The 22,910-nt window shown below is 62.3% G+C and carries 18 protein-coding genes and 1 pseudogene; 14 read left to right on the top strand and 5 right to left on the bottom strand.

The window, feature by feature from the left end:
* Positions 1 to 44 precede the first annotated feature (44 nt).
* Both SB771_RS15530 and SB771_RS15525 read right to left on the bottom strand, forming a co-directional pair.
* Positions 45 to 1,652, bottom strand: a complete 1,608-nt coding sequence (locus SB771_RS15530; RefSeq protein ID WP_175659316.1) for a glycoside hydrolase family 32 protein — start codon at positions 1,650 to 1,652, stop codon at positions 45 to 47.
* Positions 1,653 to 1,806: 154 nt separating this feature from the next.
* Positions 1,807 to 3,387 (bottom strand): glycoside hydrolase family 68 protein, encoded by a 1,581-nt coding sequence (locus tag SB771_RS15525; protein ID WP_126225331.1) that lies wholly within the window; start codon positions 3,385 to 3,387, stop codon positions 1,807 to 1,809.
* 169 nt (positions 3,388 to 3,556) lie between these two features.
* Here SB771_RS15525 and SB771_RS15520 point away from each other — a divergent pair, with 169 nt between their 5' ends.
* The 9 genes from SB771_RS15520 (at position 3,557) to SB771_RS15480 (ending at position 15,753) form a co-directional block, all read left to right on the top strand.
* Positions 3,557 to 4,591, top strand: a complete 1,035-nt coding sequence (locus SB771_RS15520; RefSeq protein WP_175659315.1) for a substrate-binding domain-containing protein — start codon at positions 3,557 to 3,559, stop codon at positions 4,589 to 4,591.
* A gap of 405 nt (positions 4,592 to 4,996) precedes the next feature.
* The gene (locus tag SB771_RS15515; protein WP_175659314.1) at positions 4,997 to 7,942 is read left to right on the top strand and encodes a type VI secretion system Vgr family protein; all 2,946 of its coding nucleotides are present in this window, start codon (positions 4,997 to 4,999) and stop codon (positions 7,940 to 7,942) included.
* Between the two features lie 2 nt (positions 7,943 to 7,944).
* Positions 7,945 to 9,951 carry a phospholipase D-like domain-containing protein gene (locus SB771_RS15510; protein WP_175659313.1) on the top strand — a complete coding sequence of 669 codons (2,007 nt, stop codon included), beginning with the start codon at positions 7,945 to 7,947 and terminating at the stop codon, positions 9,949 to 9,951.
* Between the two features lie 3 nt (positions 9,952 to 9,954).
* A complete protein-coding gene (locus SB771_RS15505) occupies positions 9,955 to 11,262 on the top strand; it encodes a sel1 repeat family protein (RefSeq protein ID WP_244096723.1) in 1,308 nt (435 codons plus the stop codon).
* 22 nt (positions 11,263 to 11,284) lie between these two features.
* Positions 11,285 to 11,572 (top strand): PAAR domain-containing protein, encoded by a 288-nt coding sequence (locus tag SB771_RS15500; protein WP_175659312.1) that lies wholly within the window; start codon positions 11,285 to 11,287, stop codon positions 11,570 to 11,572.
* Between the two features lie 413 nt (positions 11,573 to 11,985).
* A complete protein-coding gene (locus SB771_RS15495; protein ID WP_175659311.1) occupies positions 11,986 to 12,672 on the top strand; it encodes a type 1 glutamine amidotransferase domain-containing protein in 687 nt (228 codons plus the stop codon).
* 141 nt (positions 12,673 to 12,813) lie between these two features.
* Positions 12,814 to 13,923 (top strand): NADH:flavin oxidoreductase/NADH oxidase, encoded by a 1,110-nt coding sequence (locus SB771_RS15490; RefSeq protein ID WP_175659310.1) that lies wholly within the window; start codon positions 12,814 to 12,816, stop codon positions 13,921 to 13,923.
* A gap of 161 nt (positions 13,924 to 14,084) precedes the next feature.
* Positions 14,085 to 15,155, top strand: a complete 1,071-nt coding sequence (locus SB771_RS15485) for an AI-2E family transporter (RefSeq protein WP_175659309.1) — start codon at positions 14,085 to 14,087, stop codon at positions 15,153 to 15,155.
* Positions 15,156 to 15,378: 223 nt separating this feature from the next.
* On the top strand, positions 15,379 to 15,753 hold the full coding sequence (locus SB771_RS15480) for a hypothetical protein (RefSeq protein WP_175659308.1): 375 nt from the start codon (positions 15,379 to 15,381) through the stop codon (positions 15,751 to 15,753).
* Between the two features lie 54 nt (positions 15,754 to 15,807).
* Here SB771_RS15480 and SB771_RS15475 read toward each other — a convergent pair.
* Positions 15,808 to 15,984 (bottom strand): annotated as a pseudogene (locus tag SB771_RS15475) (SDR family oxidoreductase); the annotation flags it as partial.
* Positions 15,985 to 16,201: 217 nt separating this feature from the next.
* On the opposite strand from SB771_RS15475, the gene SB771_RS15470 reads away from it, so the two are divergent.
* The 4 genes from SB771_RS15470 (at position 16,202) to SB771_RS15455 (ending at position 19,780) form a co-directional block, all read left to right on the top strand.
* Positions 16,202 to 16,408 (top strand): DUF2345 domain-containing protein, encoded by a 207-nt coding sequence (locus SB771_RS15470; protein WP_244096722.1) that lies wholly within the window; start codon positions 16,202 to 16,204, stop codon positions 16,406 to 16,408.
* Between the two features lie 5 nt (positions 16,409 to 16,413).
* The gene (locus SB771_RS15465) at positions 16,414 to 18,726 is read left to right on the top strand and encodes a M23 family metallopeptidase (RefSeq protein WP_244096721.1); all 2,313 of its coding nucleotides are present in this window, start codon (positions 16,414 to 16,416) and stop codon (positions 18,724 to 18,726) included.
* A 125-nt stretch (positions 18,727 to 18,851) separates the two neighbouring features.
* Positions 18,852 to 19,484, top strand: coding sequence for a hypothetical protein (locus SB771_RS15460; RefSeq protein ID WP_244096720.1), 633 nt, complete (start codon positions 18,852 to 18,854; stop codon positions 19,482 to 19,484).
* A 5-nt stretch (positions 19,485 to 19,489) separates the two neighbouring features.
* Positions 19,490 to 19,780: a hypothetical protein gene (locus SB771_RS15455; RefSeq protein ID WP_175724646.1), complete on the top strand. Its 291-nt coding sequence runs from the start codon at positions 19,490 to 19,492 to the stop codon at positions 19,778 to 19,780.
* 614 nt (positions 19,781 to 20,394) lie between these two features.
* Here the strand turns inward: SB771_RS15455 and SB771_RS15450 are convergent.
* A complete protein-coding gene (locus tag SB771_RS15450; protein WP_175659305.1) occupies positions 20,395 to 21,189 on the bottom strand; it encodes an SDR family NAD(P)-dependent oxidoreductase in 795 nt (264 codons plus the stop codon).
* A 171-nt stretch (positions 21,190 to 21,360) separates the two neighbouring features.
* Here SB771_RS15450 and SB771_RS15445 point away from each other — a divergent pair, with 171 nt between their 5' ends.
* On the top strand, positions 21,361 to 22,209 hold the full coding sequence (locus tag SB771_RS15445; protein WP_175659304.1) for an AraC family transcriptional regulator: 849 nt from the start codon (positions 21,361 to 21,363) through the stop codon (positions 22,207 to 22,209).
* A gap of 97 nt (positions 22,210 to 22,306) precedes the next feature.
* On the opposite strand, the gene SB771_RS15440 is transcribed toward SB771_RS15445, so the two are convergent.
* Positions 22,307 to 22,894: a LysE family translocator gene (locus SB771_RS15440; RefSeq protein ID WP_175659303.1), complete on the bottom strand. Its 588-nt coding sequence runs from the start codon at positions 22,892 to 22,894 to the stop codon at positions 22,307 to 22,309.
* Positions 22,895 to 22,910: the final 16 nt, after the last annotated feature.

Raw genomic sequence — 22,910 nt, 5'->3', positions numbered from 1 at the left:
GCGCGTCGTCGGGCGGCGCAGCCCTTCGCCGTCAATGCGTATCGCTAGCGCGCTGCGTGACCTGCATCGAGCTGCGTCACCGTCAGCCCTGAGAACGTCGCGCTGCCATGCTCGGCGAACACGGCGACCCGGTCGGCCTCGCGGGGCGGAAAGATCAGGTCCGTGAGCGCCACGCGACCGCCGTTCGCGAACACTTCGACCGAACCGCGATCGACGACGATTTCGAGCTGCACTCGCCCCTTCTCGAGCGGCAGATCGACGATGTGCTCGCGGCTGAAGTTTCCGGCGAAATCCGTCGCGCCCGAGCGGGAGCGGTCGAGCGTCAGCGTGCGCTTCGCGGTGTCGTACACGATCCGGGTGCCGATCGCGCCGTCCGCCGATCCGCGGACGATCACCCCGGCGCGGGCCGCGCGCCGCGGCTCGATCGTCACCGTGATGCGCTGAACGACGCCGCGCGTGGCGGCCGACAGCGCGCGCGTGGCGGATTCGACGCTCAGATCGCCTTCATGCACGGCGGGCCGCCCGTCGGCCCACGCATCGAACGCGGCGGCCGGCGTCACGAAGAGCGTGGGTTCGCCGCCGATCGTCTTCAGCGCGAACTCGCGCGGCAGCGTCATCGCGCCGCGCCAGGGGGCCGTCGGCGCTTTGGCCGCGTAGTCCCAGTTGCTCATCCACGCAATCGCGGCGGGGCGTGCGCCCGGGGCGCCCGAGAACGTGCCGGCCGCATAGAAATCGGCGCCATGATCGACCCAGCGGAATTGCGCCGGGTCCGAACCGGCCGGCGCGACGCGGTCGGGGACGAACGTGCGGCCGTCGAAATTGCCGACGAAATACATCGCGCCGGAGCCGCCGGCGATCGACCACGGGTTGACGTTGACGATCATGACCCACTTGATGTGGCGCGGATCGTCGTCGACAGGCAGCGGCACGAGGTCGGGCATTTCCCACAGCGCGCCCGCATGCGGCACGTCCGGCAGCGTGAAGTCGCTCAGGAACGACCAGTGGATCAGGTCGTCGGAACGGTAAAGCTTGACGACGTGTGCATCGGCGACGACCGTCGTCATCACCCAGTAGCGCCCGGGCGCGTACCACGACACCTTCGGATCGCGGAACTGCTTCGATTCCGGATCGAGCGTGAGCACCGGATTGCGCGCATAGGGCTGCCACGTCGCGCCGTGGTCGAGGCTGTACGCGAGCGACTGCGCCTGCGTGCCGGGCGCGTGACCGGAACCGGCCTTGTAGACGCTCGTATAGAGCGCGACGAGCGGCGTCTCGCCCGGTGCGCCGAGGCCGGACGTATTGTGCGTGTCTGCGACGATCGAGCCGGAGAAGATTTCCTCCGTGGCATTCGCGTGCATCGCGACCGGCTGCTCGCGCCAGTGGACGAGGTCGGTGCTGGTCGCGTGACCCCACGACATGTTGCCCCAGTCGTTGCCGAGCGGGTTGTACTGGTAGAACAGGTGATAGCGGCCGTTCTCGTAGACGAGGCCGTTCGGATCGTTCATCCAGTTGCGTTGCGGCGTGTAATGGATGGCGGGTCGCCATTGCGGCGTCGCGCTCGCGGCCGGCGCGGCGCAGGTTGCGTGCATGCTGCCCGCACAGGCGAGCAGGCAGGCGAACCGGAAGGAAAAGCGGGAAAACGTCGATTTCATGCGGGGGCCCGTGCTCCGCTGCGCGAAGCGGGAAGGAAGGGCGCATGCCGCGTACGGCGGCGACATGCGCGATCTGCGAAACAAAAAAAGGCGGGCGCACACGCGGCACGCGCGATGCGTACCCGCCGAACTGGCGGCCAGGCGGCCGCGGCCGTTACGGCCGGGTGCCGGAGCCGCCGTCGTTGTGGCCGGCGCCCGTCGCGGGCAGGTTCGACGGGATCTCGCCGTACCCGCCGAGGCCGCCGCGGCCGTAGCTGCGGTCGACTGCCGTCGACGTGCCGTTGATGTTGACCTTCACGGTCGGCGCGAGCGTGCCGCCGCGACGCGGACCGATCGCATCGATGAACGACTCGACGAGCCCGCCCGGCATCACGTAGTGCGAATACGACTGGAACTCGCGCGGGTTCTGGTTCGGGTCCTGCGAGTACGGCGCACCGGCCGGCGCGGAGAAGTCGGTCGGGTTGCCGAGCACGAGCCCGCTGCCGCCGTTCAGCGGCAGGTAGTCGCTGCGGATGCCGTTGCCGACGAAGCCGTAGACGCCGTCAGGCCCGTCGACGCCGGCGGCCATCGTCGTGCGGTGGCTGATCGTGAACAGGTAGTACTTGCCGTCCTTCAGGTAGATCTGCGGACGCTCGGTCTGGTCGTCGACGCAGTTCGCGGACAGGATCGGCGGCAGGAACTTCCATTCGGTGAGCTGCGGGTTCGTCGCGACCGCCAGGCCGACATTGGCCTTTTGATACACTGCGCCCGAGTTCATCACCGCGTTCAGGTCTTCCTTGTACGGATCGTTCGGCGCGTAGCCGAGGTCGGCCTCGGTGCAGGTCCGGGCGCCGCGCTGGCCGCCCGTATTGCCTTCGAACACCATGTAGGTCTTGCCCGGATGCGCGGGATCGGTGAACACGAACGGATCGCGGAACGAGAAGTAGGTGTTTTGCTGGCCCGTCTGGTAGTAGTTGCCGTCCGGCTGCAGCAGCGCCTTGTGATCGTCGAAGCCGGTGAACCACACGTGCTTGTCGTCGGCCTGGATATGGCCGTCGGCGCGCGTGATGATCGCCTGCGGCGGCGTGATGTCGGCGCCGCCGGGTGCCGAGCGGTTGAACGACGTCGCGGTGTAGTACAGGCTGACGTTGTCGCCGTGCGTGAGGCGCGCCGAGCCCGACCATTCGGCGTTGTTGGTCATCGGCGACGTGCCGAACACCTTGGCGCTCGCGCCGTCCGGGAACAGATGGCCGCCCCAGATCCAGCCGCCGTTCGCCGGCCGCTGCGATGCGGGAACGCCGGCCCGGCGATAGAAGAAGCCGATGCGCGCATGGACGTGACGATCATCGAACGTGTAGCCGGCGTGCGGGTCGGCGGTCAGCGAGAAGATCACTTCCCAGCCCTTGTAGCTGAGCTGGTTCGCGCGCAGGTCGGCCAGCGGCCAGGTGTCCCACACCCACACGTTGGAGTTGATCAGCGGGAAGTCCTGCGGAATGTCCGGCATCGACAGCGCTTGCGGCAGCGAATTCTTGTCGGCGCCGGCCGTATGCGACTGCGCGACGATCTGGCGGATGTCGGCACGGGTCCAGCGCATCGTGAAGTTGCCCTCGGGGTCGTAGGCCTGCTGCGTGTGCGGCGTCGGCGCGGGCGCCCCGGCGGTTTGCGCATGCGCGGCGGACGCGAAAGCGGCCAGTGCGGCGCCGGTGAACAGCAAACGTTTGGCCGCAGTCGCGCGGCAAAAAGGAAAATAAGTCATGTCGGCTTTGTTTCCGTTGACGGTGAAAGGGAACGGCTGAAGGTGGCATCGATGTCCAAACCGGTTTGGATGCTATTTCAAACCGGTTTGGACGTCAAAAGATAAATATTTGACGGTAATAACTACCAATCGGCAATAATTGCCGCACAAGCGGGTTTTGCCGACTGGCATGCACAACGCGAGGAGCGACGTGAAGGTGAATCTGAAGGCGTTGTCGGACGCGCTCGGGCTGTCGCGCACGACAGTCAGTCGCGCGCTGAACGGCTATGACGACGTGAGCGAGGCGACCCGCGAGCGCGTGATGAAGGCCGCGCGGGAGCTCGGTTACGTCGCGGATCCGACCGCGCGCCGGCTGGCGACCGGGCGCTCCGACGCAATCGGCATCGTCTATCCGTTCGGCGCGGGCGATCTCGGCGATCCGCGTTTCGGCGAAGTCGTCGCGGGCATCACCGAGCGGCTGGCGGAGCGCAATCTCGACTTCATCATCGCGTCCGCGCGGCCGAACGCCGAGCTGGACACCTATCGACGGCTCGTGGACGGCAAACTCGTCGACGGGCTGATCGTCGCGCGTACGCTGGTCGACGATCCGCGGCTCGCGTACCTGAGGGCGAATGCGTTTCCGTACGTCGCGTATGGCCGCACGCAGGCCGTCGAGCCCTACGCGTGGTTCGATTTCGACAACGAAGCGGGCGCTCGGGATGCGGTGCGGCGCCTGATCGGCTTCGGCCATCGCCGTATCGCGATGATCAGCGCGCCGCTGTCGCTCAATTTCGCGATGCAGCGTCGCGCCGGCTATCTCGCGGCGCTGCGCGAGGCCGGCATCGAGCCTGATCCGGCATTGCTCGTCGAGTGTGCGTTTACGCGCGACGGCGGGCAGCAGGGCGTGCAGACGTTGCTCGAGCGGGCCGAACCGCCGACGGCGCTGCTCGTCGACAACAATATCGCGGGCGGCGGCGCGTTCCGCGCGCTGGTCGACCGAGGCGTGCGCCTGGGGCGGGACATGTCGTTGATCGTCTATGACGGCGTGCCGCCGGACGTCGCGCATCCGCATCGGGTGACGGCGGTTTTGCAGCCGACCGGTCAGGCGTCCGGACGTGCGCTGGCGGATTTGATGCTCGGGTTGCTCGCGGACGGCGTGCGCGGCCAGCGGCTCGAGATGCCGGTGATCGAGGCGGGCGATACGGACGGGCCGCTGCGCGGCTAGTTTTCCGAGATGAACAAGTGCTGAATTCAGCGTCCTGCGTCATTGCAGACGCCCAGACGTGGATCAGTGAATTTCTCGCTAACGACTTGCTGTCGCCAATCGTGCCGAAACGCGAGCGCCCGCATCGTGTCCCTCGGCCGCTTGCCCCCCGCAGAGGGAGTTACCAAGCTTGCAAAGAGACGAAAGCAAAACGAAAGAAATAACGCAATCCTTTGTCGCTTGGTGAATTGTTTCCGGACGCCACGTAAAAAATCGTCAAACAAACGGCCGACGAAGCCAGCCTATGTCACGTATCTGCCTTATTCCGGATAAACTCGCGCGAGCGGCAGTATGAGCGACCGCTGACCGTCCTTTTTGCGTTGCATCCTTGTGACGGTCGAACCTGAGAGACAAGGACAAGAACAGATGGCACTCAGACCGACAGATTCGGGGAGTTTGAGATACAGCGACATCTTCGACGCAATCAACCGTGGCCTCATGCAGCATGGCCGTTTGCTGACGCTGCGCACCCCGTTGGGCGATAACGTACTCACGCCCGTTCGCGCGAAAGGCTGCTCGAAGATTGGCCGCGACTATCGCTGGACTGTTGATGCGGTATCCACGCGTGACGACATCGAATTGCTCGCGCTGATGCATCAGCAGGTGTCGTTACTGATTCAGCAATCGGCGGCTACCTTCTCCAACGTTGAATACCGTCCGATTCACGGCTTCGTGCATCAGATCAGGCGATTGGGAGCCGACGGCGCGCTTTCGCTTTACCAGATCGAGTTCGCGTCGGCCCTGTTCTTCCTGGGTGAAGGTCGTGATGATTATTACTGGCTGGACTCGAGCGCCGTTCAGAGCATCAGCACCGTCTTCGACAAATACCCCCAGTTGCGCGGGCACTACCGGTTCAATCTGAGCACCCAGCCAAGTACGCGCACTTACACGCGGCAGAGCGAATCGGACTTGAATTTCGTTCAACGCTTACTGGAAGACGAAGGGTGGTACTTCTATTGGGAGCATGCGCCCGTCAAGGATAACGAGCCGCCGAAGACCACGCTGGTGATCGTGGACAGTGTCTCGGCGTTGCCGGAAGCGCACGACGTCACGTATTCCCGAAGCAATGCGGGCGATGAAATCGATGGTTTGACGCAGTGGGTGATGCAGCAGACGGCGCAGCCAACGGAATTCAAGTCCACTTCGTTCGATCAGGATCGGCCGGGTTCCAGCTTCGCGGCAGGTAGTTTGATGGAGGCGACCACATACACGGTCCAGCATTACCGTGACAAGGAAACCTTCAGTGTTCCGGGCGTTCCGGCGACGGTGTATGAACCGACGACGTTGGGCTATCCGGACGCCGACAGCGGTGCCCGCCGTGCGCAGATTCGGACGCAGGCATGGGACGCGATGGCCCGTCGTTTTATCGGCGTCGGCGGGGTGCGTTGGCTCGATGCAGGGTCGCGGTTCGTGCTGAATGACCATCCGCGCCACGATGCACCTGGTTCGAAGGACCGGGAGTTTCTGGCGGTCGAGATGCACTGGTTCATCCTGAACAACGTGCCGTTCGCCCGTCAGTCGGAGGCATTCCCGTTCAGCCTGCAACCGGAGTTCGACCGCGTTCAGGCGGAATACGAACAGGCGTCCGTGTCTCGGCCTCATGCGGATGACGGTTCCGTCGGCTTCTTCTTGATGAAGACCGAAGCGCAGCGTGCCGATGTCGTCTACCGTAGTCCGCTCGAACACAAGAAGCCGGTGATGCAGGTTGAGCATCTGCTGGTCGGCGCACCGAACGGCGAGGAAGCGTGGACGAACAAGAACAACGAGATCCGTGGCCGATTCGCATGGGACCGGCAGAGTAAGCCGGACGAGTACAACACGTCGCCGTGGATGCGCGTCATGCAGGGCGACACCGGTGACGGCTACGGTGCGGTTCATGTGCCGCGTAAGGGCGAATGGGTCGCTATCGGTTACTGGCAAGGCGACTGTGATCGCCCGTTCGTGATGGGGCGGGTGCCTGGGGGGACCACTCAGCAGCCGTGGCATTCGGATGTACTGAAGTCGGGCCAGCAGTCGCGCGGCTTCGGCAATACCGGTGCGTACAACGCCCTGATCCACGACGATTCCACGCATCAGGGCGGTCAGCGGCTGACGAGTTATACCGGAGGCACCTATCACCTGTTCCATCAAGGGTACCTGATTGACCAGACGGGCAATACGCGTGGTGGTTATCGCGGAATTGGTTACAAACTCCATACTGATGCGTTCGGTGCGATGCGGGCAAATCAGGGGATGGCGATCAGCACCCAGCACAAGTCGCCGGACGCTGAACAATTGGACGTTCGCGAGGCAAGCCAACAGTTGTCCCGTGCGGGGAATTTGGTCGATTCGTTGTCGGAAGCCAGCAAGGGGCATCAGGCGGCGGACCTCAAGACCGGTCACGATGCGTTGAAGCACTTCGCGGACGCACTGGAATTGCCGCAGACACCTGAGGCCAAGGGTGGTCGCACGGCGGGTGGCGGCACCGGCACCGCGAACGCTTTCAAGGAACCCGTGATGCTGCTGGACAGCCCGGCGGGAATTGCGGCGTCAACTCAGCAATCCGTGCATCTCGCGGCAGACCAACTGCTCAATCTTGTCAGCGGTCAGACCACGACCGTTGCGTCGGGGCAGTCGCTGATCGTCGCGGCCCTCAACCTGATCAGCCTCTTTGCGCAGAACGGCGGTATGAAGGCCATCGCCGGCAAGGGCGACATCGATATCCAGGCGCATGCGGGCGTGATCGATCTGGCAGCCCAACTGGCGTTGCACATCCGGTCCGTGACGGATGTCATCGAAGTCGCTTCCGGCAAGGAAGTCAGGATCTTATGCGGTGGCGCGATCATCCAGATCAACCAAGACGGCAGCATTAATATCCACTCACCGGGCAAGATCGACTTCAAGGCAGCCAGCTATTCATTCGCCGGCCCTGCACGAGTCGATATCACGAACCCGGCGTTCAAGGATTCGCCGGTTCAGAAGCTGTCGCTGAACACGTTTGCGTCGCCTTCGGCGACCGGCGCGATCCCGACCGGCATGCCCTATAAGCTGTATGCCGATGGCGCGCTGGTCAAGCAAGGTGTGTTCGACAAGTCCGGGCAGCTGCCTATCGATCACCACGTGGCGACGCAGAAATACACGCTTGAACTGGCGAACGGTGACCGGCACGATATTCCGGTGCCCGGCGAATACCGCGACCCGACAAACGGGGCGCTCGCGAACCGGGGTATCCAGTTCCATGAGGGACAGCCGGACAGCGACACCGCCGCGGCAGACCGCGCAGCGCACCGGCAGATATATGGCGATCTGCTCAATCCTTCTTCGGAAGCATAGTCATGGCAAACAGTTCACTTGCTTCGGATCCCTTCGTCGCAACGACGCCCATTGCGCTGAATCACACAAACAGCGGAGCCGTCACTTTCCGCTGGTTCGTACAAAAGACCGAATACAACCCTGCTGCCGCGACCTTTCGTCCGCTTGTGAACGGCGAGGAAGCATTTGGTCACGTGTATGAGCAGATTTCGAAGGCGCGGTATTCCATCGATATCATTTGCTGGGGCTTTCAGCCCTCGATGATGTTCAAGCGTGACGGCCAAGGAGTCGGCATTGGCGAACTGCTGCGTCAGAAGGGGGAAGCTGGCGTCAAGGTGCGGTTGTTGGTCTGGCGCGATCCGGCGTTCGTATCGGAACTCAGCGAAAACAACATGCCCGGCAACGACATCGCGACGGATGTCAAACAACGGTTGCCGGATTCCGCCTATGAGACGTTCTCGATGATGTCGCGTGACTACCAGACCGATCAGCAGCGCAAGATCGATGAGGAATGGTACCGGCGCGCGAACCTGCACAACGTTACGCTCAGCTTACCGGCAGGGCCGCGCGATGTATATATTGCGGCCAAGGGCGCGTTGTACCAAAAGGAAGCATTCAAAAACATTGACTTTGCGACACGCGGTTTCAGTGCGGTCAATCGCGCCGAAATCGCGTGGCATACGTTCTGGCATGGAAAGGACCGGGACCGCGATGTTTTGACGCGCGCGCAGAACAGTGCATCGATGGGATTGGCCGAACCGACGCATCACCAGAAAATGGTACTTGTCGATTACGAAGACCCGGAGAATGCGCGTGGCTTCGTCATGGGGCACAACATGCTCGACCAGTACTGGGACACGAACGATCACAGCTACGTGCGCAAGACGCCGACGACGGGCCGCAACGGGCTTTCGCCATGGCAGGATATCTCTGCGTGGGTGACAGGACCGGTGCTACGCTACCTGAACGAAAATTTCTGTCAGGCGTGGGACGATGCAACAGGACAAGGCCTTGCCGAGAAACGCAAGGGTCTGCACACGCGACTGAAGGTGCGAATCGATCCGGGTGGCGACACCCGTGTCATGTCGCAGATACTGCGGACGCAGTCGCAGAAGGGCAAGCGCGACATCGAGAAGCTGTATCTTCAGGCCGTCAATAACGCGACGCAGCATGTCTTTATCGAAAATCAGTATTTCCGGTGGGTGCCGCTCGCAGAGAGGATCAAGGCCGTCGCGGTGCAGCAACAGAAGTGGGGGCGAGATTCCGGCAAGCACGGCATGGTGTATCTGTTCGTCATCACGAACTCCACCGACGCGGCGGTGGGTACGGGAACGCTGACCACGTATCGCATGCTTGATGCGTTGGGACAGGCGAAATCGATGCCGGGCGTGGGAGCGATCTTGCAGGAGAGCGACCGCCAATCCGACCTGAGAAAACAATTTGCCGACGTGGTAAGCAAACAGCAGGACGCCGGGCAGGAATATCTGGGCGCGCTTCAGATGCAAGGCATGGCGAACACACCAGCGACCACGCAGACGGTTGCGCAGGCGAAGCAAAAAGTCGATCAACTCAAGGCGCAGCGTGCCGGGATCGAGTCGCAAATGAAGGGGCCGGCGCATCCGGTAATGAACCGCGACTATCCGGGGCTCAAAGTGCATGTCTGTACGCTCGTTGCGCCGGATTCACCGCCGGGAAAATGGGACCCTGTGTACGTACATGCCAAGCTGATGACGGTTGACGACACGTTCACAACCATCGGTTCGGCGAACATCAATACGCGCAGCATGGAAGCGGACAGCGAACTCAACATCTGCCACGAACATGGCGATGTGACGAAGCGATTGCGGCAGCAATTATGGAATTTGCACACGGGTGGGAGGGGAGCGCAGGATGATCCCCAAGCAGCGTTCAAGAATTGGGAGCTTCTCATCAATAACAACGCCGATTTTCAGAAGGCTGGCGACCAGTCCCCCGCTGCATCTCTAGTCGGTTTTATGCGAACCTCGAACAAAATTACCCGTTCCGACTGATTCATGAACCGATACGCCACCATCATTGCGCTTGCCCTCGTGGCCTGCGCTTGTACGAAAAAGGAAGCGCCAGTGACATCGTTGCCCGACATGAGCGCCGTGCGTGCGAACCTCGCTTTTACCTGCACGCATCAGGCCGATCATTTGCCGTCGCTTGATCCACAGGCAGACAGTCTGTTTCGTTACGCACGGTTTTTGGAAAAGCAGGACGGTCCGAAGGATTTCAACGAGGTTGCGCGCTATTACCGGATCGCGGCAGCGCACGGGCACTACAAGGCCAACCAGAATCTTCAGTCGTTGATTTCCGATGGTTTGGCGGACTCGCCCGATGCGCCGAAGGAGACGGTGGCGCTTGCCGTGCGACTGATTCAACAAGGCATCCCCGCGGGCTATTACGACATCGGCCACTATCTCGAAACGGGCTATGGACTGGGGCAAGATGCCGAGATGGCGCTGCGCTATTTTCGGAAGGCTGCCGATCTGGGGAGCCCGGAAGCGCAGACATATGTTGCCGAGTTGTTGGCCCCACATGACAAGGCCCCGGATATTGCGCGCCAGATGCGTCGGTGCGCGGCTGACCAAGGGTATGGCGAGGCAGCCAACGCGTTGGGAATTAATTTGAAGAATAGCGCGTTGTATAGCGAAGCGGTCGATGCTTTTCAGAAGGGTGTAGCGGCAGGCAACACCCAAGCCGCTTTGGCGCTCGAAAACGGGTTCAAGGCTCCGCCTCAGTCCGATCGGCTTTCATATCTGTCGCTTCCAAATGATGTGGAGCGAACACGCCGCTACGCCTTGATCGGTAAGTTCATCGACGGTAACGACGGACGCAATCCCAAGGTTCCGGACATCGACAAGATCGTGCCGCTTCCGCCCGCACAGCTTCCGCCATGGGATGGCACCTTCCAATGGCAGAAGGAACAGGAAGCTGCTGTCCCGCCGCAGAAGCCTTCGGACGAGATGATCAATGAGATGGTGAAAGCCCAAAATCTCGATCCGAAAACCGGTTTGCCGCTCGAAGGGAAAACCGAAAAGACTTCGCAACAGGATCAGCCGCAGACCGTTGCGGCACGCCTACCGTTGGGGACCGTAGCGCAAACGGGCCAGCAGTGCCCGGAAGACGGGGTATGGTGCGCGAAACTGGATGCCGGTCAGGCCGGCGATGCGACACGCAGGTTTCTGAAGGGCGACTCGTTGCCGTCCGTCGTCGTGCATGAGCCTCGACGGCTGGCAGTCCTCGACAGCATGTTGGGTACGCGGCAGCACATTGCTTCTGTCGCGTGGGAACTCGTCGCTTACCTCGACCAGGCTTGATTTTGAATAGGCCACGGAAATCATGACTCGATACCTGATCCTCGACGGTGATCACACGACCGTGGCCGGAACGGTCCGAGCAAAGGGGACACCGTTCGTATTGGACGATAAACATATCGCCCACGAAGACGACGACGTGATTTGTCCGGCTTGCAAGTCGATTGGCAAGATTCAATGCGACGGCCCACGACTTCCGATGACAGGGCCGGATGGAAGGCGCGTCGCGCTGAGCGACGATCTGTGTATTTGCAAGTGCCCGACGCCGCCGAAGCTGGTTGCATCGCAGCAGGTCATGTCGGTTGACGTGTGATTCCGTCATCAGCCGGTCGCTGTGGACGGCGACCGGCTGGTAGTGAGAGGAAACGTCGAAAAGCCATGTCACCGACAGGGCCGAACAACGATGTTACTAGACGACCGGTCTAATCCGAGGCTATGATCCGGTCTCAATGAATGCGACGCCATACCTGCCGCACTCAGCCGACGCGAAAATGCCATATCGCGCGCCGATGCTAGTCGTGCAGGAGATGCCGTCGTTTTTTTCGAGGCTCGTCTAGACGACTGGTCTAATAGACCCCGGCAACATTTTCGGTACGTGGCCGGCACGTTGACGCGCGCCAGCTGACTAACCGGCAGGCGCGCCGTCGTCGCCGGCCCGCGGCGTGCGTCACGCTGGCCGCGGCCCTGACGCGGCGCCGTTTCCCCATTTCGAAGGAGTGTCCGATCATGAAGATTCTGGTTGTCCTGACCTCGCACGACACGCTCGGCGACACCGGCAAGAAAACGGGCTTCTGGCTCGAGGAACTGGCCGCACCGTACTACGCGTTCAAGGATGCGGGCGTCGAGCTGACGCTCGCGTCGCCGAAGGGCGGCCAGCCGCCGCTCGACCCGAAAAGCAGCGATCCGACCGCGCAAACCGACGCGACGCGCCGCTTCGACGCGGATCCGGCGGCGAAAGCCGAGCTTGCGGCCACCCACAAGCTCGCCGACGTGTCGATCGACGATTACGACGCGGTGTTCTATCCGGGCGGGCATGGCCCGCTATGGGATCTCGCCGAGGACCTGCATTCGATCGGCCTGATCGAGCGCGCGCTGGCGGCCGGCAAGCCGGTCGCGGCCGTGTGCCATGCGCCGGGCGTGCTGCGCCACGTGAAGGACCCGAAAACCCGCGAGTCGGTCGTGCGCGGCAAGCGCGTGACGGGCTTCACCAACAGCGAGGAAGCGGCCGTCGAGCTGACGGAAGTGGTGCCGTTCCTCGTCGAGGACATGCTGACGACCAACGGCGCGCAGTTCGAGCGCAGCGCCGACTGGGCGCCGCATGTCGTCACCGACGGGCTGCTGATCACCGGGCAGAACCCCGCGTCGTCGGAACCCGCTGCCGAGGCGCTGCTCGCGAAGCTCGGCCGCCAGTAAGCCGGCCGGCGCCGGCATGACCGTTGCCACGCCGCTTCCGTCGTCGGGTGCGCCGCGCGCCGCGACGGACCCAATCGCTCCGCCGTGCACACGCACGGCGGGTCATCCAGTCGTTTCGTAGAACCAAGCAAAGGAGTGTCGATGTCTGCCCTGTTCGAACCGTTCAAACTCAAGGATGTCACGCTGCGCAACCGCATCGCGGTGCCGCCGATGTGCCAGTACGTCGCCGAAGACGGCGTCGTCAACGACTGGCATCACGTGCATCTGGCCAGCATCGCGCGCGGCGGCGCGGGCCTCGTGATCGCCGAGGCGACGGCCGTGTCGCCGGAAGGCCGCATCACGCCGGGATGCGCCGGGCTGTGGACCGACGCGCAGGCCGAGGCGTTCGCGCCGTCGGTCGCGGCGATCAAGGCGGCCGGTGCGGTGCCGGGCATCCAGATCGCGCATGCGGGCCGCAAGGCGAGCGCGAACCGTCCGTGGGAAGGCGACGACCATATCGCCGAAGGCGATCCGCGCGGCTGGCAGACCATCGCACCGTCGGCCGTGCCGTTCGGCGCGCACCTGCCGAAGGTGCCGCGCGCGATGACGCACGACGACATCGCCCGCGTGCAGGCCGACTTCGTCGCATCGGCGAAGCGCGCCCGCGACCTCGGCTTCGAATGGCTCGAACTGCACTTCGCGCACGGCTATCTCGGCCAGAGCTTCTTCTCGGTGCATGCGAACCAGCGTGACGACGAGTACGGCGGTTCCGCCGAAAACCGCGGCCGCTTCATCGTCGACACGCTGAAGGCCGTCCGCCAGGTCTGGCCGGAGCACCTGCCGCTGACCGCGCGTCTCGGCGTGATCGAGTACGACGGCCGTGACGAAGAGACGCTCGCCGAATCGATCGCGCTCACGCAGCGGATGAAGCAGGAAGGGCTCGACATGCTGAGCGTGTCGGTCGGCTTCTCGACGCCCGACGCGCAGATTCCGTGGGGCCCGGCCTTCCTCGCACCGATCGCGGAACGCGTGCGCCGCGAGGCCGGCCTGCCGGTGTCGTCCGCATGGGGCATCGACACGCCGCAACTCGCCAATCGCGTCGTCGCCGAGCAGCAGCTCGACCTCGTGATGGTCGGCCGCGCGCATCTTGCCGATCCGCACTGGCCGTACTACGCGGCCAAGCAGCTCGGCGTCGAGCGTCCGTCGTGGACGCTGCCCGCGCCGTACGCGCACTGGCTCGAACGCTACCGCGTCGCCGAGAAGGTGGCCTGAGCACGCGTTGCGGCGTGCGGCGCCGCCGCGCTGGCGGCACGCATTTGACGATGCATGACATCGCGGCCGCATGCCGTTGCGGTGCCGATGGATAGAATGGCGGTTCGTACAGGCTTCCGGCCTGCGCGAACCGCCATTTTTTTCATTTCGACAGAGGTGCCATGCGCGTACATGTGTCGCCGTCCCAGGATTCCGCCGCGCGGCCGCGCGCTCAGCAGATCGCCCGCGCCGTGCTGTATGCGGCGCTGCTGCTGCTCGCGCTGTGGGTGATCCGCGACTTCCTTCCCGCCATCGCATGGGCGTGCGTGATCGCGATCGCGTTGTGGCCGTTGCTGAAACGCCTCGAATCCGAACGCTGGTTTCGCAACCGGCCGACCCTGATCGCGACCGTGATTACCGTGGGCGTGTCGCTGCTGGTGATCCTGCCGGTCGCGCTCGCGCTCGGGCAGGCGATCTCGCAGGAGCACGACCTGCGCATGTGGCTGCAGTCGGTCCAGGACAACGGCATTCCGCTGCCCGATGTGATCGCCCGGCTGCCGTACGGGGCCGCGCAGGTTACCGAGTGGTGGCAGGCCAATCTCGGTCATCCGCTGCATGCGGGCGCCGCGATGCACGGCGCGAGCGGCGAGAAATTCATCGCGTTCGGGCGGCAGTTCGGCACCAAGCTCGCGCATGCGCTGTTCGAGTTCGGCTTCATGCTGGTCACGCTGTTTGTGATCCTGAGGGCCGGCCACAAGTTGTCGGGCGCGTTGCTGCACGGCGCGCGGCGCGCGTTCGGCCCCGGCGGCGGCGAGCTGATCGAACGGATGGTCGCGGCGGTGTACGGGACGGTGACGGGGCTCGTCGTCGTCGGGCTGGGCGAGGGCGCGATTCTCGGCGTCGCCTATGCGCTGGCGGGCGTGCCGCACGCGGCGCTGCTCGGTCTGGTCACGGCCGTCGCCGCGATGCTGCCGTTCTGCGCGCCGATCGTGTTTTGCGGCGCGGCGCTCTGGCTGTTCGTGCAGGGGGCGACCGTGTGGGCCGTCGTGGTGCTCGTGGTCGGCTTCGTGGTCGTGTTCGTCGCCGAGCATTTCGTGCGGCCGGTGCTGATCGGCAGCTCGACCCGCTTGCCGTTCCTGCTCGTGCTGTTCGGCATCCTCGGCGGCGCCGAGACGTTCGGGCTGATCGGGCTGTTCGTCGGCCCCGCGCTGATGACGGTGCTCACGATGCTGTGGGCCGAATGGGTCGCCTGACGATGACGGCCGTTGCGCCGATTCGGACCAGCGGCGCAGCGGCATCGACGCGCGTGCGAGGCGGCGCGGTGCCGCAACGGTTCGCAACGATCGGGCGCGGGCCGGACGGCGTCGGGCGGGGCGTCGGACCCAGGTCTCTACATTTCTTTTCGATCCGGACCCAAAGGTCGAGTAGCATGGGGCTTTCGATCACGCCGGCATGGCGCAGCAGATTTCTCCCAGCATGCGATTGATTCCGATGTACCGTCCCGCCGCGACGCTGTCGCTGGCCGCCAGTTGCCTGATGCTGCACGGCTGCGCGTGGTTCGACTCGTGGCTGCCGTTCTCGTATTCGCGTACGCCGCTGGCGAGGGCTGCGTCGCGGCACGGCGCGACGCGCGCCGACGTCGTCCGCGCGGGCGGCAACCCGCGCAGCGTGTGGATGGTCCGCAACGGCAGCGGCGTCTGCTACAACTACTTCATCGAGCACGGCAACGATCACCGGCCTTACTTCGTCGTGTTCGACAAGGCCGGTGCCGTCACGCAATACGGCTTCGATACCTGCATGGACGCCGACCGCAAGGGCACGCTCCAGCCGGGCAAGACCGTTTCGAGATAGCGGGGCGGGGGGCCTGGCGTGCCCGCTGCGCCTGTCATCGGGCTAGCCCGGCCATCAAGCAATCGTATCGACCACGCCACCATCGACGCGCAATGCCGCGCCCGTCGTCGCCGATGCCTGCGGCGAGCATACGTACATCACGAGATTCGAGATTTTCTCCGGCTGTGCCAGCCGCCGGAGGATCGACGTCGCGCGTTCGCTGCGCACGAAATCCACAGGCACGTCGACAGACTCTGCGTTTGATTCCGCGTGCCGCAGCCACCACTTTCCGGTGGCCATGATCATTCTGAAACCTTCCATAACGATTGACCAAAGTCGTATGAACGGCTGCGCGCGGGAGACACGGGAGCGCCACGTCATATCGGCGTCCCGACCATAGGCACTTGTGTGCCGATGTGTTTCACTCGTGAACATCCGACGGCACGGTTTTCCGGATACGGATGTGCACGTGAACGCCAAGACAAGGGCGATGGTGACCAGTGGCGGCGCGTCGATGACCATCGAGAACGGCAATGTCGTCTTCGAGTGTCCGGGTGAATTCCGTATCAGGGTGGCCTCGTTCAAGTTCGAAGGGCCGGGCACTACGTCCATCAGCTTGCCGCAACTGCCGGTGAGCGAATACCAGCCCAGCGCCAAGTACAGCCACACACAGTAACGACCATGATTATCAGCCCCCCGTTTCTGCCCGAAGCCGGTCTCGCAGCCCCGACCGGGACGAACCCCGATCCGATGATGGATGCGGTCGACAAATTCGAATGTGACCACGGCATCTATCCGATCGCCGTTGATCGGCGGTGGCATTGTGGCGTGCATCTGCAGCCCGATACGAAGGGCAAGGTGCACGCGATAGCCGACGGCGAGGTCGTTGCCTATCGCGTCTGTCAGCATGGGGTGGACGGCGGCGTAAGCCATCCGGGATTTGTGTTGCTCAAGCATACGACCGAGACTGGGGAAGGCCGCACGCTGACCTTCTATTCGCTATACATGCATCTGCTGCCGCTGGCGGAGTACCAGCAGCACCGGGCGAATGCCAAGGAAATGCCTGAATTCCTGCGCCTGCCTACTGGTTCGGTGAACAAGGGGCAGGTGACGCCGGCGGTCTCGGGGGACGGCAAGAAGGTCCGGCGTAAGGACGTGTTGGGGTGGCGTGGCGAATATGAGGGCATGCCGCATTTGCACTTCGAAATCTTCATGTTGCCGGCGGATTTCGACGCTTATTTCGGGTGTACGCAATTGGGTAAGGGCACGCCCACCCCGCCTGCTGGAACGGACTGGTGGGGGCATGCGTATTTCGTCATTCCGGCTGGCAGCACGTTTCGTCGTCTGCCTGAGAAGGCCGATGCCCACAACAAGTTGCACGGAATCGAGTTCAAGCCAGGTCAAGAGGGCTCGAACGCGCTGCCGTTGCTCGTTGAGACCTACTTCAGCGTCGGCTCGAAATACACCAACGTCTGGCGCCTGGCGCAAGACGGCACTCGCACGCTGCTCACGCCGCAACCCGTCGAGGAAAAGGACTACGAATACGATTTGTACAAGCGTGCGACGGCGCTTTATTCGTCATGCCCGAGTGACGGCTACGAACTGCTGCGCTTTGGTCGCATCCTGTCGCCGTCCCAGACGCTGGCGGACAATGTGCGCGCGACGTGGATGAAGGTCAACTGGGCGGCAGACAAGGTTGGTTACATCGATATCAACGACTCCGGCATTCACAAGTTCTCGGATGCGGACTTCCTGTCTTGCATGGGCTGGCAGAAAGTCAGTGAGGGCAATACGCCGTTCAGCAGCGACGGACTGTGCGACGTGGATGCACTGAAGACAATCCTCAACGATGCTGCTCCGCACGACGTACCAGCGGTGGCAGGGGAGACGGCGGAAGCTCACAAGAAGCGAGTGCTGTCGGCGTATGTGAAAGGTAATGCCCGGGTACGGCGGCAGTTACGCGGCCTTGTCTGCCATGCGCCGAGTGAGTGGGATAGTACAAACAACGAAGGGCGCTATGCGCGACTACTCGATGAGGGCGGCTTCTACCACGGTAATGAGAAGGGCTATAAGGATTTCTTGAAGTACCTGAAGGAGGTTCAGTTTTGGGACAAAACGGGGCTTCCAGCGGGGCAGAGGCTATGGTTCTTTCATCCGCTTGCATTTATTCGACATTTCAGGAGATGCGACTGGTTGGCCTTGCGAGAGCAGGTGCAATTGCTACCTTATAATTCGATACCGGATGCGGGTGGGCATATCACATGGGTGGAGAGTAAACGACGATTTACCGAAGGAAATGACGACGTTCGGGGGCAATTGCCGCAGCGGATGTGGTTAGCGTTTAACCATATATATCGTAAATATGGGCTCAGAGGTGATCTTCGGCGGGCACATTTTCTGGGTCAAGTATTCAAAGAAACAGGGGCGCTCTGCTCTGCGAGAGAAAATGGCGATGCGAGTTATTTCCGAAAAATGTACGAGAGCTATTCTGAGAGTGATGCTGTCTACGATTTTGATCATAAGAATGCCTGGCTGGAGAGGCTTGGTTTTTTAAAGGGGCGTGATCGCGCAACGTATATAGCTCAGCGACCAGGAGAGGTTCGCAATAAGGCTGTTGCCGGTGAGAATGTACAGTTGGGCGATGGCCCTCGTTTCTGCGGTCGCGGGTTAATCCACCTAACTTGGAGAAAAGGCTATCGCGAGTATGGCGAATACCGCGCCAAGAATTTTACAAGTGATCCTAATCCTCTACTTCTTCAAAATGATGCGGAAGTGGCTGCGGATTCTGCGGGCTACTTCTGGGCTAAAGCCAGGATCGACAAAAAAGCCGACAAGGGAGCGCGCGATCTCGATGTCAAGGCGTGCTTTCGCCTGGTCGGAGGCGCTGGCGGACTGCCCGCACGCCAGCAGTTCTTTCGTTATGCGCATTTTATCCTTAACGATGCGTCATTTTTTCCAGTGGAGAGCAACTTAAGGCGCCAAGAGGAAGGGTGATTTCAATTTGTGCCGCTTTGCAAACATCGGCTCCGGTTGGAGTTTAAAGTTCCTGGATGCCAGGAGATTTTCTCTATAGTTGAATTTAATGAGGGTTGGCTGTTATGGGTGATCGGCGAGTGTTGGTGTTAGGTTTCTTGTTAACGCTATTTTTTTTGTTTCATGTGCCTCATTCCCACGCGACCGGCATACCAGTCACCGTGCAGGATGCAATAGGGGCTCGTACTGATCAAAATCACAAATTACAGCCGCCCGTCGTCGATGCTGGTCCTGCGATGCAGGGCGTGTATATTTATTTCTTAATGAGCGAGGCTAATGTATCGGGTGGAGATAAAATTGACAGCCCCTACATGCTCGACGCGCATCTTCTGTTTTGTGATGAGAAAAACAATTGGCATGATGTAGTATTCGATCGTTATGTGAAAGATGACGGAGTTCCAGAAATTTCGGCTGTATTTTTCGTGAACGCGGATCATGATCGAAAAGATAAGGAGGTCGTTGTTTTGGTGCGCACGCCTCTGAATCATTACGATTATGGGGGTGAATATTATGATGGTTATGTTTATAAGCTGACTGGTAATCCGAGAATGGGGGCTGTCTTTGCCGGACTGCAAAGTGATGCTAGCAAACCTTTCCTTGATCAATGTGAATGTGGTTTTCGCGACGGGCGCTCAACGCATGCACATTATAAGGATGCGGAATCGATTCGAAAGGTGCTTGAGAAGAAATATCCAGCTTCCCCGTTGAAGGGTAAGTAGTTGCCGTGAGCAAAATCGACGGTGCCAGACAATTTGTTATGCGGCTAGCTTCATGCTGGGAGATGCTTCTCGATAACGGAAGCGATGAAGAGCGCCGGATTCATGGTGGGAGAGCGATCAATGCGACCATTAAATCCATAAGAATTGCACGTGGCCGCGAGTCACAAATTTTAGGCTGGTGCTTTTTTAGCAAGATCGGTTGTCGAAACCATGCTTATCGCGGGGTGATTTGTGAAGATTGTCAGAGCTTTGGTGGCTGTAACGTTGTCCGCGATGTCGTTTCTCTCATGTGCTAATGATTTTTCCAAAACGTTTGTTCCGTCACCGGGGGTTGTGGCAGTAGTGAAAATCAACGGTCCAAATTTGATTTGGAGGTTGTCCGGACGAAGGGGGATTAATCATGGCGAGGTGGGCTTTGATACGGAGAAACCTCTGGATATCACAATAGGGAGTTATGACTTTAGCGGTCGGCTCGGTTTTTGGGTGTCGCATACAGATGATGGGATGGGTACGTTTCAGATCGACAGGGTTTTCGTATTTTCTCCATCGGCCAATAGATTTGTGGAAAGATTTCCAGCGTGTGCGGATGGATTTTATAACCTTAGGGTGGATGATAAGAGGCGTTTGCTGGTCAGCACTTATTGGGAACGAAATGCCGTAAAAACATGTGTCACCAGGTTGTTAATTAAAAAGTGATGCTCCATGCCACGACTATTACATGCATCTGATAATTTTTGAAATTACATGGGTTATCCGAGTGTCACCTGAAGAGGAGCGACCTTTGCCGACGCAGCGGGGGCGGCCCGCACGGTTTGACGCCCCGCGGGCGGGAGTTGGGCCGGAACCGCATGTCAAACGCAATCAGCAGATCGCCCCACCTCCCTGATGCCGCCGCGAGTCCCCACCGTGCCTAAGCAATCGTATCGACCACGCCACCATCGACGCGCAATGCCGCGCCCGTCGTCGCCGACGCCTGCGGCGAGCATACGTACACGACAAGATTCGCGACTTCCTCCGTCGTCGCCGGCCGCTGAATGATCGAACTCGCGCGCTGGCTGCGCACGAAATCCACCGCGACTTCGTCGATGCTGCGGCCCGTTTCGTCGGCCGTCGCTTTCAGCATCGCGCGCACGCCTTCCGACATCGTCGGCCCGGGCAACACCGAATTGACGGTCACGCTGGTACCGGCCGCGACCTTCGCGAGACCGCGCGCGATCGCCAGCTGCGCGGTTTTCGTGAACCCGTAGTGAATCATGTCGACCGGGATGTTCAGGCCCGATTCCGACGAAATGAACACGATGCGGCCCGCGTTGCGCTCGAGCATGCCCTTCAGATAGTGCCGTGCGAGACGCACGCCGGACATCACGTTCATCTGGAAATAGTGGGTCCATTCGTCGTCGTCGATGTCGAAGAAACCCTTCAGCCCGTAGATGCCCGCGTTGTTGACGAGGATGTCGGCCTCGGGCGTGTGCTGCGTGATGCGCGCGACGCCGGTGGCGTCGGACAGGTCGGCGGCGACGCCGTCGATGTCCGCGTCGCGCACCGCGGTGCGCAACAGCGCGAGCGCGGCGTCGACCGACCCGTCGCTGCGGCCGTTGATGACGACACGTGCGCCCGCGTGCGCGAGCCCTTCGGCGATCGCCAGCCCGATGCCGGCGGTGGAAGCGGTGACGACCGCGGTCTTGCCTGTCAGATCGATGTGCATGAGCGTACCGGTTGGAAGAGGTTGAAAGAGGGAACGGAACCCGCCGCGTCCGCCGCGGCGGCCGGAATTCAAAGCTTAGGCGATCCGGCCGCGATGCGTCGGCTCGCGGTTGCATCGTGCCGCGCAGTCTTGTACGGTGTGCGTTCGCCGTCCGATCCGGGAGCCTGTCGCGTGAGCCGTTCCGCCAACACTGTCGCCGTGCCGTCGCCGTTCTGGCGCGACGCCGCGCTGCCGTTCATCGAGGCGCGCACCGTCGACGACGGGCGGACGATCTGCTACGCGAAGCATACGCACGACACGTTTTCGCTCGGCGCGATCGTCGGCGGCACGAGCACCTATCTGAACGGAGCGACGAAGGAACACGTCGGGCGCGGCGTGCTCGTGATCATCGATCCGGAGCAGGTGCATGCGTGCAATCCGTACGGCCCCGACGCATGGGCGTACCGGATGGTCTACGTGGACGTGCCGTGGCTCGCGCGTCTGCAGCATTCGCTCGGGCGCAATCCGAACAGCGATTTTCACGGGTTTTCGCCGAAATTGACGGAACGGCGCGACCTGTTCGCGCAGTTCGGCCGCTTTTACCGCACGCTCGTGGCGCCCGGCATCGATCCGCTCGGCAAGGAAAGCGCGGCGGTCGAATTCTTCACCGGGCTGCACGGCGCGCTCGATCGCGAACTGCCCGACGACGCGCGGCGCGGCGCCGACAATGCGAAGCTCGCGCGGGCGGCCGACTACATCGCCGCGCATTGCCGTCAGGCCGTCACGCTCGATGCGATCTGCGCGGCCGCCGACCTGTCGCCGTCCTACCTGATCCGCGCGTTCAACGCGCGTTACGGCATGACGCCGCATGCGTTCCTGATCGATCGCCGCGTACAGTACGGCCGCGCGGAGTTGCGCCGCGGCCGGCCGATCGCCGACGTCGCGCTCGATGCGGGCTTCGCGGACCAGGCGCACTTCCAGCGCGCGTTCCGGCGCATCGCGGCCGCCACGCCCGGGCAATATCGAAGCGCCGCGAGCTGAGCGCGGGAAGGGCGGCCGGGTGCCCGGTGCCGGCGACGGCCTGCAACATCGGTCATCCGCATCCCATCCGCCGCAAAAACACGTCGAAGCGCCCGCGCTAGATATCGAGCAGATAAAGCGCGCTGCCCGCGAGCAGCAGTGCCATCGCGCGGTTGAACAGCCGCATCCGCCGCGCATTCGCGAGTCGATGCCGCAGCGACGCGCCCGCATACGCCCAGCACGCGATCGACGCAAAGCAGATCACCAGATACAGCGCCGCGAACTGCCAGACCTGCGCGCGGTCGCCGTCGGCCGCATACGCGCCCATCGCGGCCACGCACGCGAGCCACGCCTTCGGATTGAGCCACTGCATCGCCGCACCGGCCGCGGCCGATGGGCCGGCGACGTCCGGGTCGGCCGACAACCGCCCGTCGTCGAGCGCGAGCCGCAGCGCGAGGTAAAGCAGGAACGCGATCCCCGCCCACTGGGTGGCAGTGGTCAGCATCGGCCAGCGCGCGAGCGCCGCGTGCAGCCCGAGGCCGATCAGCAGGAACAGCGCGACGAAGCCGAGCGTCGCGCCGGCCGCATAGCGCAGGCTTGCGCCGAGACCGTGGCGCGCGCCCGCGCTGAGCGCGACGATATTGACGGGACCGGGTGTGATCGACGACGCCAGCGCGAACGCGGCCATCGAAACCAGCATGCTCATCCGTTGCCTCCATGCG

It is taken from the genome of Burkholderia sp. SIMBA_051, assembly GCF_046534915.1.
Classification (GTDB): Bacteria; Pseudomonadota; Gammaproteobacteria; order Burkholderiales; family Burkholderiaceae; genus Burkholderia; species Burkholderia ambifaria.
This window is presented reverse-complemented; position numbering and strand designations above follow the sequence as displayed.